Annotated in this window: 12 protein-coding genes; 6 read left to right on the top strand and 6 right to left on the bottom strand. The window is 72.3% G+C overall.

Annotation, left to right across the window (positions count from 1 at the left end; translation table 11 throughout):
- Window positions 1-59: 59 nt before the first annotated feature.
- The 3 genes from LN251_RS40250 to LN251_RS40260 all read right to left on the bottom strand — a co-directional run bounded on the left by LN251_RS40250 (window position 60) and on the right by LN251_RS40260 (window position 2,768).
- The gene (locus LN251_RS40250; protein WP_458249089.1) at window positions 60-1,661 is read right to left on the bottom strand and encodes an RICIN domain-containing protein; all 1,602 of its coding nucleotides are present in this window, start codon (window positions 1,659-1,661) and stop codon (window positions 60-62) included.
- A gap of 480 nt (window positions 1,662-2,141) precedes the next feature.
- On the bottom strand, window positions 2,142-2,519 hold the full coding sequence (locus tag LN251_RS40255; protein ID WP_249840693.1) for a toxin Doc: 378 nt from the start codon (window positions 2,517-2,519) through the stop codon (window positions 2,142-2,144).
- 3 nt (window positions 2,520-2,522) lie between these two features.
- Window positions 2,523-2,768 carry a hypothetical protein gene (locus LN251_RS40260; protein ID WP_249840694.1) on the bottom strand — a complete coding sequence of 82 codons (246 nt, stop codon included), beginning with the start codon at window positions 2,766-2,768 and terminating at the stop codon, window positions 2,523-2,525.
- A gap of 210 nt (window positions 2,769-2,978) precedes the next feature.
- Here LN251_RS40260 and sigJ point away from each other — a divergent pair, with 210 nt between their 5' ends.
- Both sigJ and qcrB read left to right on the top strand, forming a co-directional pair.
- On the top strand, window positions 2,979-3,890 hold the full coding sequence (gene sigJ, locus LN251_RS40265; protein WP_458249090.1) for an RNA polymerase sigma factor SigJ: 912 nt from the start codon (window positions 2,979-2,981) through the stop codon (window positions 3,888-3,890).
- Window positions 3,887-5,359, top strand: coding sequence for a cytochrome bc1 complex cytochrome b subunit (qcrB, locus tag LN251_RS40270; protein WP_458249091.1), 1,473 nt, complete (start codon window positions 3,887-3,889; stop codon window positions 5,357-5,359). Before sigJ ends, qcrB begins: the two co-directional genes overlap by 4 nt.
- 6 nt (window positions 5,360-5,365) lie before the next feature.
- Here qcrB and LN251_RS40275 read toward each other — a convergent pair whose 3' ends face one another.
- Both LN251_RS40275 and LN251_RS40280 read right to left on the bottom strand, forming a co-directional pair.
- Window positions 5,366-7,609, bottom strand: coding sequence for a glycoside hydrolase family 9 protein (locus LN251_RS40275; RefSeq protein WP_458249092.1), 2,244 nt, complete (start codon window positions 7,607-7,609; stop codon window positions 5,366-5,368).
- Between the two features lie 156 nt (window positions 7,610-7,765).
- Complete coding sequence (locus LN251_RS40280; RefSeq protein WP_458249093.1) at window positions 7,766-10,864, bottom strand: glycoside hydrolase family 2 TIM barrel-domain containing protein; 3,099 nt, start codon at window positions 10,862-10,864, stop codon at window positions 7,766-7,768.
- Between the two features lie 256 nt (window positions 10,865-11,120).
- On the opposite strand from LN251_RS40280, the gene LN251_RS40285 reads away from it, so the two are divergent.
- Entirely contained in the window at window positions 11,121-13,493 is a 2,373-nt protein-coding gene (locus tag LN251_RS40285; protein WP_458249094.1) for a SpoIIE family protein phosphatase, read from the top strand.
- A 28-nt stretch (window positions 13,494-13,521) separates the two neighbouring features.
- On the opposite strand, the gene LN251_RS40290 is transcribed toward LN251_RS40285, so the two are convergent.
- Window positions 13,522-14,091, bottom strand: a complete 570-nt coding sequence (locus tag LN251_RS40290; protein ID WP_458249095.1) for an RNA polymerase sigma factor — start codon at window positions 14,089-14,091, stop codon at window positions 13,522-13,524.
- A gap of 19 nt (window positions 14,092-14,110) precedes the next feature.
- Here LN251_RS40290 and LN251_RS40295 point away from each other — a divergent pair, with 19 nt between their 5' ends.
- The 3 genes from LN251_RS40295 to LN251_RS40305 all read left to right on the top strand — a co-directional run bounded on the left by LN251_RS40295 (window position 14,111) and on the right by LN251_RS40305 (window position 17,633).
- Window positions 14,111-15,481 (top strand): serine/threonine-protein kinase, encoded by a 1,371-nt coding sequence (locus LN251_RS40295; RefSeq protein ID WP_458249096.1) that lies wholly within the window; start codon window positions 14,111-14,113, stop codon window positions 15,479-15,481.
- A 127-nt stretch (window positions 15,482-15,608) separates the two neighbouring features.
- Window positions 15,609-16,298: a DUF4232 domain-containing protein gene (locus LN251_RS40300; protein WP_458249097.1), complete on the top strand. Its 690-nt coding sequence runs from the start codon at window positions 15,609-15,611 to the stop codon at window positions 16,296-16,298.
- Between the two features lie 81 nt (window positions 16,299-16,379).
- Entirely contained in the window at window positions 16,380-17,633 is a 1,254-nt protein-coding gene (locus LN251_RS40305; protein WP_458249532.1) for an arsenic transporter, read from the top strand.
- The last annotated feature ends 13 nt before the right edge of the window (window positions 17,634-17,646 follow it).

The following is a 17,646-nucleotide window of genomic DNA, read 5'->3' on the forward strand; positions in this document are numbered from 1 at the left end:
CGACACCCGTAGGGCCAGCCAACACCCCCATCCCGCAAGGGGGTTGGCAGGAGACAGGGTCAGGTGCCCTGCCCCGCCGCCCACCGGGCCTGGGGCCGCTCCGTGCCGGTGATCGACAGTGATCCCGGGCTCGCCGAGGCCCCCGGATCGGCGAGCCACCGCTGGGACGGGGAGCCGTCGCGGACCTTGACGACGATGTCGGCGTCCGTGCCGGTCGTCGTGGCCGCCAGCGCGAGCCGCTCGTCCCAGCGGGGCAGCAACTCCCCCTGCACGGTGAGGTCGTAGCGCACGTCGTCGCGCCGCGTCCCCTTGTCCCCGGCGCACGGGCCCAGCACGACCACACCGGCGTCGACGTGCGAGTCCAGGCACAGATCCGGGTCCGCCTCGCTGCGCAACAGCCCGTCGGCCTCGTACGACCACTGCTGGGTCACCCCGCGGGAACACCGCGCCAGCCCGGTCCCGGCGCCCTCCTTCACCTCGCCGACGATGTCCAGGCACAGGCCGGCCCCGGCGTTGCGCAGCCGGGAGGTTCCCGGCGCCGCGGGAAGGTGCGCCGTGCCGGGCGTGGCCCCCGGCCCGGTGCCTGGCGCCGTGCCGTCGCTCGCGCTGTTGGACGCGGCCGGGTCGACCCCGTCGTCGTGGGACCACAGGCCGACGACGGCGAACACGGCGAGCAGTCCGGCCGAGGCGACGCCCACGCCGGTCAGCACGGCCCGCGACGTGCGCGGGAAGCCCTCGGGTCCGCGGCCGGGGATCGGGATGCGGGGCAGGATGCGCGGGCGGCCGCCGCCGTGCCGGGCGGAACCCCGAGGGCGCGCCGGCAGATTCGTGCGCCCCGGTCTGGAGTCCAGGTAGCGGCGCGCGCCCCAGCCGAGCACCGCCTCGGCAAGAAGAACTCCCAACCCGCCTTCGAAATGACTCAGTTGTTCAGCGGCGAATCGGCAGTAGCGGCACTCCGTCAGATGGTGCTGCACATCGGGCAGCAAGGCGCCGCCCCGGCGAATCGGAACATCGAGGAGACGGTTGTAGAACCGGCAATCCTTGGTCGGCGCCAGTTCCCTGTGGGCTTGTACACAACCTTCGCGGAATTTCTCCCGCGCTTGTTCGAGGGTGGCCGACGCGGTCTCGGTATCCATACCCAGCAGGCCGGCGGGCACGGATATCGGTTCCGCCTCCACCTCGGTGTGCCAGAGCAAACACCGGCCGACTCCCGGAAGAGCCTGGAACGAACGGTCGGCCAGCTTTCGGTTCTCCGGCGTCATGAACTTCGCCGAACGCATGCCGCGGGCTCCGGCGGGCTTGCGCAGTTCCGGCACCACGCCGGCCAGCCGCTCCTCCGCCGCCCATGCCCGCACCGTGTCGCGCACGGCGACGAGTAAGCGGGGGCGCAGGGCGACGCCCGGCTCGCCCAGTGCCAGCCGGTCGAGTACCTGGTGGAAGGCGGCGGACGTGACCATGGCGGCCGGTTCGCCGCGGGTGGACAGACAGATGCCCGCGTAGTCGCGGGCCGGTTTCCAGTGGCGTGTCATGAGCAGCGCCACGGAGTGGGACACCTCCGGTTCGGGGCGGCCTCGGAGCCGGGCGGCGACGTACTCGTCGGATTCTCCGGGAACCGCGCCGGCGGGCGGGTGGGGTGGACGAGGGGGGTGGGGGGTGGGCACTGAGCGGGATCCTTCCCAGGCGCATAGGACACTCGGGCACAGTGGCCGCCGCAAAGGCCCCCTGTTGGTGCACACCTTTTGGACGGCGGGCGCGCGGAGCGTGAATTCGGGTACGTCCGTCCGACCCGGCTCCCCCCGGGTGGCACGGACAAGACCCGGACATTCCCCCCGCACGGCTAGCTCACCCTTGCACAACGCACCTGAGCCAACAAGGCACTTGAGCAACATCCGCCTCGTTGAAAGAAAGTCAGACACGAGGGCGGCATGCCGTGCCCGCTGGCACTTTCCGCATTTCATGCGCCCCGTGTGAAAGAGGCGCACGCGCCGGCGCCCCGCGCACGCTCCCGGCGCGCACCACCCCGTAGTGCACTGGGTACCGGCCCCTTCGTGAAGGCCACGCGCAGGACGGCGGCTCTCCTGCGCCGAACGGGCCGCCGACCTTGATCCTCCCGCCCTCGGTCGGCGGCCCTGAAGGGTGTCTCAGATCTGCCAGGAGCGCAGCCGGTCGGCCGCTCCGTAGACGTCGGCCTTGCCGGACATCAGGTCGCGGGCGAGGTCGACGAGGGCTCCGTAGGGCGGATCGATGCCGGCGCCGCTGACGAACATGTAGGCCACCGCGGTCGCGCAGGCGAACCGGGCGTTGGCCGAGGGCAGCGGCTTGAGCAGCGCGAGGGTGTGCAGCAGGGCCGCGGCACGCCAGGCCGGGTCGGAGTCCACGCCCAGGCGGGGCGGGTCGACGCGGTGGCGGGCGACGGCGGCGACCAGTGCGGAGAAGTCGTTGACGGTCGGCTGGTCCGGGAGGACCTCTTCGTGACGCTGGAGCAGCCAGGGCACGTCGATGTGGATGACGGATGCCATCGGTCAGGCGACCCGTCCCTCGCCCGCGGCGGGCGGTTCGTCGTCGGGGAAGGCGGCCGCGAATTCGTCGGCGTGGGAGGCGAAGAAGCGGCGAAACGCTTCTGCACCTTCTTGCAGGGCCCGGTGCCGGGCTATGTCCGCGGCGGCGGCCTCCCGCACGAGCGCCTTCATCGACGTGCCCCGTTCCTTGGCGATCTGCCGCAGGTCCTCGAGCTCCCGATCGCTGAACTCCACATTCAGTGCTGGCATGCCCTCACGGTACCGCCGGGGTACTGGATCGTAAATACCCCCTGCTCAGAGCACCTGCGAGGGGGTACCTTCCAGGTCAGACCGGGATCCGCGCCGTAGGTGACACGCGCCCATTCCCCTGAGAGCTGGGTCACATTCCTGCCTCCGGATGTCACATCCGGCCCCCTCCACGGCCTCGCAGTAGTGAGCACGCCGACGGGGAGGCCCCAGATGACACAGAGCTCGGGAAGTCCGGTCACGGACGAGGCGACCGATGTCTACCTGGCACATCGGGAGCTGTTGTTCAGCCTCGTCTACAACGTGCTGGGCTCGGTCGCCGACACAGAGGACGTGCTGCAGGAGACCTGGCTGTCCTGGACCGGCCGGGGCCCCGACGGGATCGCCAACCCGCGTGCCTACCTCGTCCGCATCGCCGTCAATCACGCCCTGCAGCGCCGCACCGCGATCAGCCGCCGACGCGAGACCTACGTCGGCCCCTGGCTGCCCGAGCCACTCGTCACCGACGCCGAGGGGGCCGAGGACCCCGCGCTGCGCACCGAGTCCGTGTCACTGGCGATGCTGGTGGTCCTGGAGTCGCTGACGCCGCTGGAACGCGCGGTGTTCGTCCTCAACGAGGTCTTCGGCTATCCCCACACCGAGATCGCGGAGATCATCGGCCGCACCCCGGCGGCCGTACGGCAGCTCGCGCACCGTGCGCGCACCCATGTGCACGCACGGCGGCCGCTGTACCGCGCCCATCCGCGGGTGCGCCGGGAGGCGACCGAGCGGTTCGTGCGGGCCGCGCTCGGCGGCGACATCGGGGAGCTGATGGAGATCCTGGCACCGGACGTCACGGTGTGGACGGACGGCGGCGGCAAGCGCAAGCCGGCCGGTCTGCGCCCGGTGCACGGCCGGGACAAGGCGGTCCGCCTCATCGCCTCCTACGCCGGCCGGCCCGAGGCCCAGGACCTGGAGCTGCGCTACCGCCGGGTCAACGGCGACGACGCGGCCGTGGTGTTCCAGGGCGACTCCCCGTACGCCGTGATGGTCATGGACCTCACGCCCGAGGGCGACCGGGTCAGCGGCGTCTACATCGTCACCAACCCCGACAAGCTCACGCACGTGCACAAGGAGGAGGAGTGACCGACACCCGCACGCCCGCCCGGGGCGAGCGCGTCGCCGACTGGCTCGACGGCCGGCTCGGCATCCACACGCTCGGCCGGAAGTACCTGCGCAAGGTCTTCCCGGACCACTGGTCCTTCCTGCTGGGCGAGATCTGCCTGTACAGCTTCGTCGTCCTCGTCCTGACCGGCGTCTACCTCACCCTCTTCTTCCACCCGTCGATGAACGAGGTGACGTACCACGGCAGTTACGTCCCGCTCAACGGCGTCCGCATGTCCGAGGCGTACGCCTCCACGCTGCACATCAGCTTCGACGTGCGCGGCGGGCTGCTGATCCGGCAGCTGCACCACTGGGCGGCGCTCGTCTTCGTCGCCGGGATGGTGACGCACATGATGCGGCACTTCTTCACCGGCTCCTTCCGCAGGCCGCGCGAGGTCAACTGGCTGTTCGGCTGGCTGCTGCTGTTCCTCGGCCTGTTCGAGGGCCTGTTCGGCTACTCGCTGCCGGACGACCTGCTGTCGGGCACGGGCCTGCGCTTCGTCAACGGCGCGCTGCTGTCGGTGCCGGTCGTCGGGACGTACCTGTCGATGTTCCTGTTCGGCGGCGAGTTCCCGGGCCACGACATCGTGGCGCGCTTCTACTCGCTGCACATCCTGCTGATCCCGGGCATCATGGCGGCGCTCGTGGTGGCCCACCTCATCCTGGTCGTGTACCACAAGCACACCCAGTTCGCGGGTCCGGGACGGACCGAACGCAACGTGATCGGCACCCCGTTCATGCCGGTCTACCTGGCGAAGGCAGGCGGTTTCTTCTTCCTCGTCTTCGGCGCGCTGTCCCTGGTCGCGGCGGTGGCGACGATCAACCCGGTGTGGGTCTACGGCCCCTTCCGCCCCGACCAGGTCTCCACGGGCGCCCAGCCGGACTGGTACCTGGGCTTCGCGGAGGGCCTGGTCCGGGTGATGCCGGGCTGGGAGGTCACGCTGGGGGGCCACACCCTGGTCCTCGGGGTGCTGATACCCATCGTGGTGTTCCCGCTGCTGCTGGTCTTCATAGGCGTCTACCCGTTCCTGGAGGCCCGGGTCACCGGCGACCGCAGCGAACACCATCTGCTGGACCGCCCGCGCAACCGCCCGGTCCGCACCGCGATCGGCGCGGCCTGGATCAGCCTCTATCTGATCCTGCTCGCCGGCGGCGGCAACGACATCGTGGCGACCCGGCTCCACCTGTCCATCAACACGGTCACCTGGACGGTGCGGGTCGCCGTCTTCGTGCTCCCGGCGGTCGTCTTCGTCGTCACCCGCCGCGTCTGCATCGGTCTTCAACTCCGCGACGCGGAGCTGGTGTCGCACGGCCGGGAGACCGGCGTGATCAAGCGGCTGCCGCACGGGGAGTACGTCGAGGTGCACCAGCCGCTCGACCAGGCCGAACTGCACACCCTCACCGCACACCGGCGGCCGAGGGAGCTCGTGGAACACGAGCCACGGCCCTGAGGGACCTCAGCCCTGGTCCGCCACGAAGGAGGACATCCGGGCCAGGGCCGCGTTCCAGTTGATGGCCGTCTCGTTCGTCGACCAGGACTGGATGTCGTCGATGTAGCAGAACTGACCGACACAGCCCTGGAGTTTGCTCTGCGCGTAGGGGTCCTGGATGGAGGAGTTGGCGCCGCCGGCCAGGGTCCCGCTCGGCGGGTTCGGGAGGTTCGGGTCGAGTTCGTGTGCGTACCAACGGCTATGCTGGTTGTGGGAGTTGACCTCGCCGTAGCCGGTGACGTACGAGATGTTCAGGGCGTTGCGGCCGAGGATGTAGTCCATGGTCTCGACCGCGCCGTCGCGGTACTTCGACGCCCCGGTGATGTCGTAGGCGGTGGCCAGGACGACTCCGTTGTTGAGGACCTGGTGGCTGGAGCCCCAGTCGTAGAGGTTGTCGACGGGGGCGTACGGCATTCCGTACGGCTGTGCCGCGAGCGTGGCCAGGTAGCGGTCGGCGCCCTTGACCACGGACCGGCGGATCTTGTCACGGCCGGGCAGCTTGCTCGGCACCGTCGCCAGGTCCAGGCGTCCGGCGGCCGCCGTCCGGCCCCAGTCGAAGCCGTTGGGGCCGAAGATGTCGGCCGTGTTCTGGGGTGAGTTCAGCACGTAGTCGGCGAACTGCTTCTCCCCGGTGGTGAGATACAGCTCCGCAGCCGCCCAGTAGAACTCGTCGGTGGCATTGGTGTCGTCGTACGCGCCGCCTCCGGTGGCGTCGTTCGGGGAGGCGTACATGGCCGGGTGAGCGAGTGCCGCGGTCCAGGCCTTGCGGGCGGCGGTCAGGGCCTTGGCCGCGAAGGCGCGGTCGTAGGGCCGGTACAGGCGGGCGGCCTGCGCCGCGGTCGCGGCCAGGTTCAGCGTCGCCTGGGTGGACGGCGGGTGCAGTTCCCGCTTCTGCGGGTCGTCGCTGGGCAGCAGGGGCAGGCCCGTCCACTGCGCGTCGTGGATCTTGTGGTGGGCCATGCCGGCCAGCGGCTGTCCGTCCGGGACCTGCATCTTCAGCAGGAAGTCCAGCTCCCAGCGGGCCTCGTCGAGGATGTCGGGAACCTTGTTGCCGCTCTCGGGGATGGCCAGGGTGCCGTCGCCCAGTCGCGCCGCCTCCCCGGTGCGGGCCAGGCGTTCGCGCTCGTAGGTGCTCAGCAGCTCCCAGGTGGCGATGCCGCCGTTGACGACGTACTTGCCGTGGTCGCCCGCGTCGTACCAGCCGCCGGTGACGTCGAGCGTGTAGTCGCACACGCCGGGCTGGCAGGGGACGTTCGCGTCGCCCTGGTTGGGCGCCGCGTTCAGGTGCCCGGCGGCTCTGCCGTAGCCCGGTCGCAGGTCGTCGCGGATCGCGATGCCGCTGCGCTGGGTGTAGTAGTACTTCACCGCGTCCAGCCGCAGCCGCTCGTACGCGCTCCGGCCGATGTCGAACGGCCGGCTGGTCTCGCCGTCCGCGACCAGCGTGAAGCCCTTGCCGGCCTTGCGGAAGCCGCCGAAGTCGATGGAGTGGACGTTCTGCCCGGAGGAGACGTCGGTGCCGCGCGGCACGGTCCAGCCGTGGGCGACCGTCGCGCCGCCCGCGTTCCTCAGCTGCCAGGGAAGCTTCGTCGTGGCGTCGGTGACCAGGGTGGCGTTCTTGGGGCCGGAGGGCAGATAGGCGACCTGGTTGACGCGCACCCGTGGCCCGGTGTCGGGGTGGTACACCTCCGGCGGGACCCCGCCGAGCAGCGAGGCGTCGTCCATGCACAGCCGCCAGGCGTCCGCGCTGCCACCGGCCTGGAGGGCGACCTGTGCCTGGGTGGTGTCGACGGGCGAGGTGAAGGTGTACGCGTAGGTGTCGCCGGAGACGCTGAGCTGGGGGCTCACCTCGAAGTAGGTGTCGTAGGGTGACACCTGCAGGCCCACGATCGCCCGCACCACGTGCCCCGCGGGAGAACCGGACGCCTTGAAGCTGAACTTGTACGACTCCCCCTTCACGAGGGTGACGTCGTTCTGGCCGACGGCCGCGTCCCAGCGGTTGGTGGTGCCGCCGGGCACGTCCGCGCAGAGCTGCCCGCCGGACAGTCCCGCGGTGACGTTGGGCGTCGTCCACCAGGGATCGGTGGTGGCGTCGAAGGTGCCGTTCTTGAGCTGCTCGACCTCGTCGGCGGCGGCCGGGCCTGCGGGCAGGCCGGTCAGCGCCGCGCCCAGCAGGGCGGTCAGGGCCAGCAGGACGGTTCTGCGTCGTTTCACGTCTGGGCTCCTCGGGTGGAGGTGCGGGTAACGCTCCCATCACCCCAGAGATGGGAGCGCTCCCAGATGCGGACGCAGCTCATGCTTGTTCGCGCCATGACACCGCGTCAACGGTCCGGACGGCACTGGTTTGCCGTCCGACCGCCGACCGGCATGTCAACCGGCCGACACCTCCAGCTTGCTGATGCGTACGGCGCCGGTGGCTTCACCGGGGTGACGGCTGGTCAGGGTGAGCCGCAGCCGGGAGCCCGTCACCGCGTCGAAGGTGAGGACGCTCGGCGCGTCCGAGGCGGTCGCCCACTCCACGGACGCCCCCTCGACCGGCACGAACGCCTCGCCGTCCCACACGGCCGCCTCGACGGACGCCGGCAGGCCGTGCGTCGCGTCCACCGTGAAGGAGACCTCCACCCGGCTCATGCTCCGGCGCCGCCCGAAGTCCACCGACACCCAGTCTCGCGGCCGGGCTCCGCCGAACGCGGGCAGCAGGGCGGTGGCCGACTTGGCGAAGGCGTTGGACCAGCCGGTGGCCGCGTCGCCGTCGAGCATCGCGGCGGGCAGGGTGTCCGGGCGTCCGCAGTAACTGGCGTCCGCGATCGGGTAGTTCGGGGCGATCGGCTGCTCGGGGGCGAACTTCGGCGGAGGCGTCGTCGCGGCCGAGCGGGCCGGGGTGGTGCGCACGGTGGCCGTACCGGCCCGCAGGCCCTGTGCCCGCGCCGTCACCTTCAGGCGGCCGGACCGGGTGCCGGAGCGCACGATCGCGAGCGCCTTGCCGTGAAAGGCGGTCCGGGTGGTGGCCTGGTAGCGCTCGGCGCTCTCCTGGCGGCCGTTGTCGAGTCCGGCGAGGGAGCCGCCGTCGACGGCGAAGGTGATCAGGTCCTCGGCGTCCGGCACGACCACTCCGTGCGCGTCGACGATCTCGGCGGTCACGAACACGAGCGACCGCCCGTCCGCGGCGACGGACGCCCGGTCGGCGGTGAGCCGCACGGCATGCGCCCTGCCCGCGGTGCGCAGCACGTCGGTCGCGACCGCCTTGCCGTCCCGTCTGGCCACCGCCTTCAACTCGCCCGGGGCGAAGGGGACTTTCCAGGTCAGGTGGAGTTTTCCGGCGCTGCCGTTCGGACTGGTGTAGCTGCCGGGGTAGGGGCCGCCGGTGAAGGTCTTGTCGTCGCCGGTCGCCTCCGTGGTCTCCAGGTAGGTGCGGCCGTCGACGGTCTTCTTGGTGTCGAACGAACGGGTGCCGAGGGACGTGCCGTCGAGGAACAGCTCGACGGTCGCGACGTTGGAGTACGCCCACACCTCGACGGTGTCGCCCTCCTCGTGGTTCCAGCTCATGGGCAGCAGGTGCACCATCGGCTCGGCCGTCCACTGGCTGCGGAAGAGGTGGTACATGTCCTTGGGGAAACCGGCGGTGTCCACCGCGCCGAAGAAGGACGCCTTCACCGGGAAGACGTTGTACGGGGTCGGCTCCCCGATGTAGTCGATGCCCGACCACAGGAACTGCCCGGCGAACCACTTGCGGTCCCGGTCCTTCTTGTGGCCGTACTCGCCGCTCATGGTCCAGGAGGCGAGGTTGTTGTCGTACGAGGAGGTCGCGCGCCCGCCCGGGGTGTGGTTCTCGCCGGTGTTGAGGTGCTCGGGCTCCTGGTACGTCGAGCGGGTCGAGGTCTCCGACGACGACTCGGACTCGAAGAGGAACAGGTGCGGGTAGGCCGCGTGCAGGGCGTCGACCGACCTGGCGGTGTTGTAGTTCAGGCCGAGCCCGTCGAGCTTGGCCAGCATCAGGTCGGCGGCGGAGCCCTTGGCGGGCGGGGTGCGGTACTTGTCTGAGCCGATGACCAGGGGCCGGGTGTCGTCGGCGGCCTTGATCGCGCCGATGATCCGGTCGGCCATGGCGAGCCCGGCGGTCGAGGTGGAGTCCGGTATCTCGTTGCCGATGGACCACAGCACCACCGCGGGCGAGTTGCGGGCGGCGAGAACCATCTCCGTGGCGTCCTTCTCGCACCACTCGTCGAAGAAGCGGCCGTAGTCGTACGTGGTCTTGCCGGTCCTCCAGCAGTCGAAGGCCTCGACCATCATCACGATGCCCAGTTCCTCGCAGACCTGGATCATCTGCGGCGAGGGCGGGTTGTGGGAGGTGCGGAAGGCGTTGACGCCCATCGACTTCATGAGGGTCATCTGCCGGCGGACCGCGTCGAGGCTGACGGCCGCGCCGAGGGCGCCCTGGTCGTGGTGGAGGTCGACGCCCCTGATCTTGGCGGGGGTGCCGTTGAGGGAGAAGCCCTCGTCGGGGTCGAAGCGGTAGCCGCGGATGCCGAACGTGGTGCGGCAGGTGTCGACGGGCTTCCCGCCGACGCGCAGTTCGGTCACCAGGGTGTAGCGGTGCTCCGGAGTGGCGAAGTCCCACAACAGGGGCTTCGGCACGGTCAGTTCGTGGGTGTCGGCACCCTTGTCGGTGACCGTGACCGTGGTCGCCGCGCGGGCCACCGTACGGCCGCGGGGGTCCTTGACCGCCGACCTGATCTCCACCGCGCGCGCGGCCCCCGACTCGTTCACCACCGCGGTCCGCACCCTGACCACGGCCCGCTCGGCCGTGATGTCGGGCGTGGTGACGTACGTGCCCCAGCGCTCCACGTGCACCGGATCGGTGATCACCAGGCGCGCCTCGCGGTAGATGCCGCTGCCCGAGTACCAGCGGCTGCTGGGGAGCCGGTTCTGGACCCTGACGGCGATCACGTTCGTGGACGTGCCGTCGGCGTGCACGAGGTCGGTGAGGTCGAGGGCGAAGCCGGTGTAGCCGTAGGGATGGCGGCCGACCTGCGTGCCGTTGCAGTAGACGGAGGAATCCATGTAGACACCGTCGAACTCCACCGAGATCCGCTTGCCGGCGAGCGCGGGCGGCAGGGTGAAGGCCAGGCGGTACCAGCCGAGGCCGCCGGGGAAGAAGCCGGTGCCGCTGGTGGTGCCGTGCTCGGTGGTGGGGGTCTGCTCGATGCTCCAGTCGTGCGGCACGGCGACCTCACGCCACGCCGAGTCGTCGTAGGCGGGGTCGGCGGCGTTCGCGTAGGCACCGGTCGGATCGGTGATCCCGCCCGGGTCGACCAGCGCGAAGCGCCAGCCGTCACGCAGGGCGACCGTCAGCCGGCCGGACGCGCCCCCGGCGGCCTCGGCGGCCCGGGCCGCCGGGGTGGCGAGGAGCACTCCGGCCGCCGGCGCGGCGGTGGAGGCGAGCAGAACCGATCTGCGAGTGACCGTCATCGCGGCTTCTCCCTCATCAGGGCCCAGAAGTACTCACAACTGATCGTGAACAAACAGATTCTGACGGTGGGCCACGCGGCGGCGTCAAGGGTTCGGCAAGCGCGTTCTGTCGCAGGAGGGCGCGGTGGCCGGATTTCCCCCTTGACCCGCCCGCCGCGCGGGCGACGGGGTTCGCCGTCCTCGCCGGGCGCCGACGGACTAGTCTGGAACCGAAGTGACCCAGCGGTTCACTGTGAGTGTGCGCGATGGAGTGGCGATGGGCCCGGAGTATCCGTTCGACGATGCCGCGACGGCTCGGGCCGTCCTCGACGACTCCGGCACGCTCGTCGAGTGGAACACGGGCGCCGAGCTGCTGCTGGGCTGGCCCGCGGCCGAGGTCGTCGGGCGTCCCGCCCAGCGGCTGCTGGCCGCGGCGGACGCCGTCGCGCCCCTGGGGCCCCGCTGGGACGGCACCGTCACACTGCGCCACCGCGACGGCCACGAGGTCTCCGCGTGGCTGCTCGCCCATCACCGGCCCGCACGGCTAGACAGCCCCGGCCGCTGGCTGGTGGTCAGCCCCCTGGACGGTGGCGGTCCGCCCTCCGAGGACGACCCGCTGGCCACCGCGGCGCTCACCCAGTCGCCCTGCGCCGTGGCCGTCTACGACGACCGGTTGCGGCTGCGCCGCGTCAACGACGCCATGGCCGACGTGATCGGGCTGCCCGAGCACCTCATCCAGGGCATGCGGCTGCCCGAGATCGGCGGCAAGCCCGAGAGCGAGGAGCTGGAGCAGCACATGCTCCAGGTGCTCACCAGCGGCCGGGCAGTGGACGTGCAGACATGGATGCGGACCGGTGGCGAGGACCGCGCGCACGCCTGGCTGGCCCGGCTGGCCCCGATCACGGACGCCGGGGGACGGGTGCGGGGGGTGTGCCTGGCCGCACACGACTTCACCGACAACTACCTCGCCCGGGAGCGGCTGCAACTGGTCAACGAGGCGAGCGTGCGCATCGGCTCCACCCTCGACGTCACCCGCACGGCGCAGGAGCTGGCCGACGTCCTCGTCCCGGCGCTGGCCGACCTGGTCAGCATCGACCTGCTGGACCCGACGGAGCACGGCGAGCCCGCGCCCCGGCTGAGCGCGCCGATCGGCCTGCGCCGCGCCGCGCACGCCTCGGTGAACCCCGGCACCCCGGAGGCCGTCCTCAAACCCGGGCAGATCGAGCACTACCCCGCGGGCTCGCCCCAGGCCGACTCCCTGATGGCGGGCCGCACGATCGTCGCCTCGGTCGCCGCCGGCGACATCGACCAGTGGCTGAGCTGGCACAAGGCGCGCGCCGACCGCGTCAGGGAGTACGGCATCCACTCCACGATGTCGGTGCCCATCCAGGCCCGCGGACTGACCCTCGGGGTCGCGGTGCTGACCCGGTTCCGGCGCCCCGACCCGTTCACCGCGGACGACGCGCTGCTGGCGGAGGAGATCACCGCGCGGGCCGGCGTGTGCGTCGACAACGCCCGCCGTTTCTCCCGCGAGCGGGAGACCGCCCTCGCCCTGCAGCGCAGTCTGCTGCCCCGCTCGCTGCCGCGCACGGCCGCCGTGGACGCCGCCTCGCGCTACCTGCCGGCCGCGCGCGCCGGGGTGGGCGGCGACTGGTTCGACGTGATCCCGCTGTCCGGGATGCGGGTGGCCATGGTCGTCGGCGACGTCGTCGGGCACGGCATCCAGGCCTCGGCCACCATGGGCCGCCTGCGCACCGCCGTCCGCACCCTCGCCGACATCGACCTCGCCCCGGACGAGCTGCTGACCCACCTGGACGATCTGGTGGTGCGGCTGTCCGACGAGGCCGGAGGCGACGGCAGCCCCGGCGAGGTCGGCGCCACCTGCCTGTACGCGGTCTACGACCCGGTCTCGCGGCGCTGCACGCTCGCCCGCGCCGGCCACCCGCCGCCCGTGGTGGTCCGGCCCGGGGGCGTGCCCGAGCAGGTCGAGCTGCCGGCCGGACCCCCGCTGGGCCTGGGCGGGCTGCCGTTCGAGTGCGCCGAGCTGGAGCTGCGCGAGGGCAGCGTGCTGTCGTTCTACACGGACGGTCTGATCGAGACCCGCGAGCGGGACGTGGACGCCGCCCACCGGCTGCTGTGCGACGCCCTGGCGACGTACTCCGACTCGCTGGACGAGACCTGCGACCGGATCCTGCACGCCCTGCTGCCGCCGGGCGGCGCCCAGGACGACGTGGCGCTGCTGCTGGCCCGCACCCGCGGCCTGCCCGCCGCCCAGGTCGCGACCTGGCACATTCCCGCCGACCCGGCGCTGGTCGGCCCGATCCGCAAGCAGGTCGTCGAGCAGCTGGACACCTGGAGCATGCAGGAGGCCGCGTTCACCGCCGAGCTGGTGGTGAGCGAGCTGGTCACCAACGCGATCCGGTACGGCGCCCATCCCATCCGGCTCCGGCTCATCCACGACGCGGCCACGCTGATCTGCGAGGTGTCGGACACCAGCCACACCGCCCCGCACCTGCGCCGCGCCAAGACCTGGGACGAGGGCGGCCGCGGACTGCTGCTGGTCGCGCAGCTCACCCAGCGCTGGGGCAGCCGGCACACGACGGAGGGCAAGACGATCTGGGCGGAGATAGGGCTGCTCGACGCGGACTGACGGCGCCGGGGGCGCGGTGGCCGCCCGCTCAGGACAGGTCCGCCAGCCAGGGCCTGACCTGCCGGCGGGCCTCGTGCAGCCGCGACTTGAACGTGCCCAGCGGAATCCCTGCCCGCTCGGCGGCCTCGGCGTACTCCAGCTGGCAGATGTCGCGGTAGACCAACGGCTCGACCAGCTGCGGGTGTTCGCGCTCGAGCCGCTCCAGCGCCTCCAGCAGGTCGATGCGGGAGCCGGCGATGACGCTGGTGGTGCGCGGGTCGGCCCGCGGCACCTCGTCCGCCGGGGCGGCCACCTCGGCGGACCGCCGTTTGAGTTCGCGGTACTTCTGCCGGCAGCAGTTGGCCACGACGGTGTACAGCCAGGTGCCGAAGCGGCTGCGCCCCTCGAACGTGCCGATCTTCCGGGAGAGTTGCAGCAGGACGTCCTGGGCCGCCTCCTCCGCGTCCTCCCGGCAGGGCAGGAAGCGGCCGCAGCGCCGCAGGACCTCGGGCCGGACCGCCCGCAGCAGCTCCTCCAGCGCCGCGCGGTCCCCGGCGGCCGCCTGCCGGGCGAGGTCCTCGACGGGCGCGACCAGGTGCTCTGCTCGGGATCGGTCCACGGCCAGGCATGATAGTCGTATGCACTCCGTCGAGCGGATCGGGCGCTACCGGCTCGAAAGGCGCCTTGGCGCGGGCGCGTTCGGCACCGTCTGGCTCGCGCACGACGACGAGCTGCGGGCGCCGGTGGCGGTGAAGGTCCTCGCCGACAACTGGTCCCACCGCCTGGACGTCCGCGAGCGCTTCCTGGCGGAGGCGCGGATGCTGCGGCAGGCCGGCTCCCAGCGGGTGGTGCAGGTCCACGACATCGGTGAACTCCCGGACGGACGGCCCTACTTCGTCATGGAGTACGCAGACGGCGGCACCCTCGCCGACCTGGTCGCCGACGGTCCGCCGCCGGTGCCCGAGGCGCTGCGGCTGACGGCGTCGGCCGCGCGCGGCGCGGCCGCGCTGCACGAGGCGGGGATCGTGCACCGGGACATCAAGCCGAGCAACGTGCTGCTGTGTTCCTCCCCCGGCGGCGGGTCGCGGGTGCTGCTGGCCGACCTGGGGCTGGCCAAGAGCCTGGCCCAGGCGTCCGGCCTCACCCAGGCCGCGGGGTCGGCGGGCTACCGGCCGCCGGAGCAGGCGAGCGCGGGCAGCGGCATCGACGCGCGGGCCGACGTGTACAGCCTGGGTGCGCTCGGCTACCACCTGGTCACCGGGGAGGTGCCGGGCGAGCCCGGCAGGATCGTACGGCCCGACCGGCTGCGTCCGGGCCTGGACCCGGCGGTGCGGCGGGCGCTGCTGCGGGCGCTGGAGCCGGACAGAAAACGGCGCTGGCCCGGCGCGCGGGCCTTCGCCGAGGAGCTGGAGCGTCTCGCCGCGTCCGGCCGCCGGCCGCGGCCCCGCCGCCGGGCCCTAACGCTGGCGGGCGCGCTGGCCGTGTGCGCCACGGCCGTCGCCGTCCCGCTGGCGCTGGCGGACCGCTCCCCCACGCCGCCCGCCGGCGTCGGCGCGACGGACGCGACGGGCCGGGTCGCGGCCGAGGTGCCCCGCGCCTGGGGACGCCAGCTGCGCGGTTCGGGCTGGGACCCGCGCGTGCTGGGGCTGCCCGCCGGGCATCAGCCGGGGTTCGTCGTCGCGGACGACCTGGGGAAGTGGCAGGACCTGACGGCGGACGTGAACGGCGTGTTCGTCGGCCGCACGGGCGGCGGGGACCTCACGGCCGCGGTGGACGCCCTCGGCCACCCCGGCTGCCACTACGACGGCGCCCGCGCCTGGACGGATGCCGTGTGGCAGGGCAGGGTCCGGACGTGGAGCGGCTGCCGCGGCTCCGGCGGATCGGTCACGGAGGCCGCGCTCGCCCCCGCACGGGGCGGCGGGCGGCCGCGGGTGTACGTGCAGATCCGCGAGCGGGGCGGGTCGACGGCGACCGATCATGTCCTGACTTCGGTACACGTCGGAAACTGACCCGGCACACTCTTCTCGCGCCAGAACTTTTTCGTTCGGGCGCGCATCGGACATACATGACGGAGCACAGAGCGCCGTACGCATCCGCCCGGGCGGGTGCGTGATCACATTGGGAGTGCTGAGGACCATGGCGAACAAGTCCCCTTCCGTCCACCGGACGGCCCTGCTGGCGGGCACGGCCGCGCTGCTCGGCCTGCTGACGGCCTGCGGCAGCGGCGGCGAGGGCACGGCGAGCTCTCCGACGACCCTGTCCGGTACGGCCGCGCCCGCCACGGACGGCGGTACGAGCGCGGCCGCGACGGCGACCGACTCCGTGACGCAGTCGACGGGCCCGTCGGGCGAGGCCGCGTCCGCGAAGCCCTCCAAGACCGCGTCCTCGGCCGTGGCGGCCGCCTCCGGCCGGTGCCACACCTCCGAGCTGAAGGCCACCGTCGGGCGCAACGACCCCGGGGCCGGGCAGGAGAACTTCCCGATCGTGCTGACCAACACCTCGTCGCGAACATGCACGGTGCGCGGCTTCCCCGGCGCCGCGTTCGTCGACGCGTCGGGCAAGCAGCTGGGACCGGACCCCAAGCGCGAGTCGGGCAGCGCGCCGACGACCGTGACGCTGGCCCCGGGCCGCAGTGCCTGGGCGGGGCTGACGTTCTCCAACCCGGAGGTCAGCGGCGCGAACCCGGCCACCCCGGCCGCGCTGCTGGTGACTCCGCCGGACGAGCGGGCCTCCCTGAAGGTGACGTGGACGGGCGGTCAGGTGCCCGTGTCGGGCAACTCGTCCTCGGTCTTCCTGACGGTGTTCAGCCCGGGCACGGGCGCCTGAGCGGCAGGGGCGGGAGCGCTTTCTTACTGTGAGCTGCTTTGATGGATCATCCCGCCCCGATCCGCTCCGAAGGACCCTGCCCTGAACACCGCGCTCGCCGAGACGCTGTCCGTCCTCCTGCTCGTCGCCGTCCTGGCCTTCGCCGTGCTGCGGCCGAAGGGTCTGCCGGAGGCGGTGCTGGCCGTCCCCGCCGCGGGGCTGGTCATCGCCACCGGCGCGATCTCGCTGGACCACGCGCGGGAGGAGGCCGCGCGGCTCGGGCCCGTCGTGGGCTTTCTCGCGGCCGTGCTGGTGCTGGCCCACTTCTGCGACGTCGAGGGGCTCTTCCAGTGGTGCGGGGCCTGGACGGCCCGCCGGGCAGCGGGCTCGCCGGGGCGGCTGCTGGGCGCGGTGTTCGTGCTGGCCTCGGTGATCACGGCCGTGCTCAGCCTGGACGCCACCGTGGTGCTGCTGACCCCGGTGGTGTTCGCCACCGCGGCCCGGGCGGGCGTCCGGGCCAGACCGCATCTGTACGCCTGCGCGCACCTGTCGAACACGGCCTCGCTGCTGCTGCCCGTGTCCAATCTGACGAACCTGCTGGCGTTCGAGACGAGCGGGCTGAGCTTCACCCGGTTCGCCCTGCTGATGACGCTGCCGTGGCTGGTCGCGATCGGCGCCGAATACCTGGTGTTCCGCCGCTTCTTCGCCGACGACCTGCGGATCGCCGCCCCGTCCTCCGAGCCGGGCGAGACACCCGAGCTGCCCCTGTTCGCGCTGGTCACGGTCGGGTGCACGCTGGCCGGGTTCGCCGTGGCCTCCGCGGTGGGCGTGGAGCCGGCCTGGGTGGCCGCCGCGGGCGCGCTGGTGCTGGCCGGCCGCTCGCTCGTACGGCGCAAGGCGACGCCGCTGACGGTGGTGCGGGCCTCGTCGCCGGCGTTCCTGGCGTTCGTGCTGGCGCTGGGGATCGTGGTGCGGGCGGTCGTCGACAACGGCCTGGCCGACGCCCTGGACAGCATCGTGCCCTCCGGCTCCGGGCTGCTCGCGCTGCTCGGAATCGCCGTGCTGGCCGCCGTTCTGGCGAACCTGATCAACAACCTGCCCGCGGTGCTGGTGCTGCTGCCGCTGACCGCCGCCGCGGGGCCGGGGGCCGTACTGGCGGTGCTGCTCGGGGTGAACATCGGCCCCAACCTGACCTACGCCGGTTCGCTGGCCACGCTGCTCTGGCGGCGGATCGTGCACCGGCACGAACACGACGTGGGCCTCGGGGAGTTCACCCGGCTGGGCCTGCTGGCCACGCCGGCCGCGCTGGTGCCGGCCGTGGCGGCGCTGTGGCTGTCGCTGAAGGTGGCCGGCTGAACCGGGCGGGATG

Source organism: Streptomyces sp. MAI_2237, from assembly GCF_054189285.1.

Coding starts and splice junctions, on each gene's coding strand:
- LN251_RS40255 (WP_249840693.1), bottom strand. CDS start 2,519: ATGGCATCCGTCATCCACATCGACGTGCCCTGGCTGCTCCAGCGTCAC.
- LN251_RS40260 (WP_249840694.1), bottom strand. CDS start 2,768: ATGCCAGCACTGAATGTGGAGTTCAGCGATCGGGAGCTCGAGGACCTG.
- sigJ (WP_458249090.1), top strand. CDS start 2,979: ATGACACAGAGCTCGGGAAGTCCGGTCACGGACGAGGCGACCGATGTC.
- LN251_RS40280 (WP_458249093.1), bottom strand. CDS start 10,864: ATGACGGTCACTCGCAGATCGGTTCTGCTCGCCTCCACCGCCGCGCCG.
- LN251_RS40285 (WP_458249094.1), top strand. CDS start 11,121: ATGGGCCCGGAGTATCCGTTCGACGATGCCGCGACGGCTCGGGCCGTC.
- LN251_RS40295 (WP_458249096.1), top strand. CDS start 14,111: ATGCACTCCGTCGAGCGGATCGGGCGCTACCGGCTCGAAAGGCGCCTT.
- LN251_RS40300 (WP_458249097.1), top strand. CDS start 15,609: ATGGCGAACAAGTCCCCTTCCGTCCACCGGACGGCCCTGCTGGCGGGC.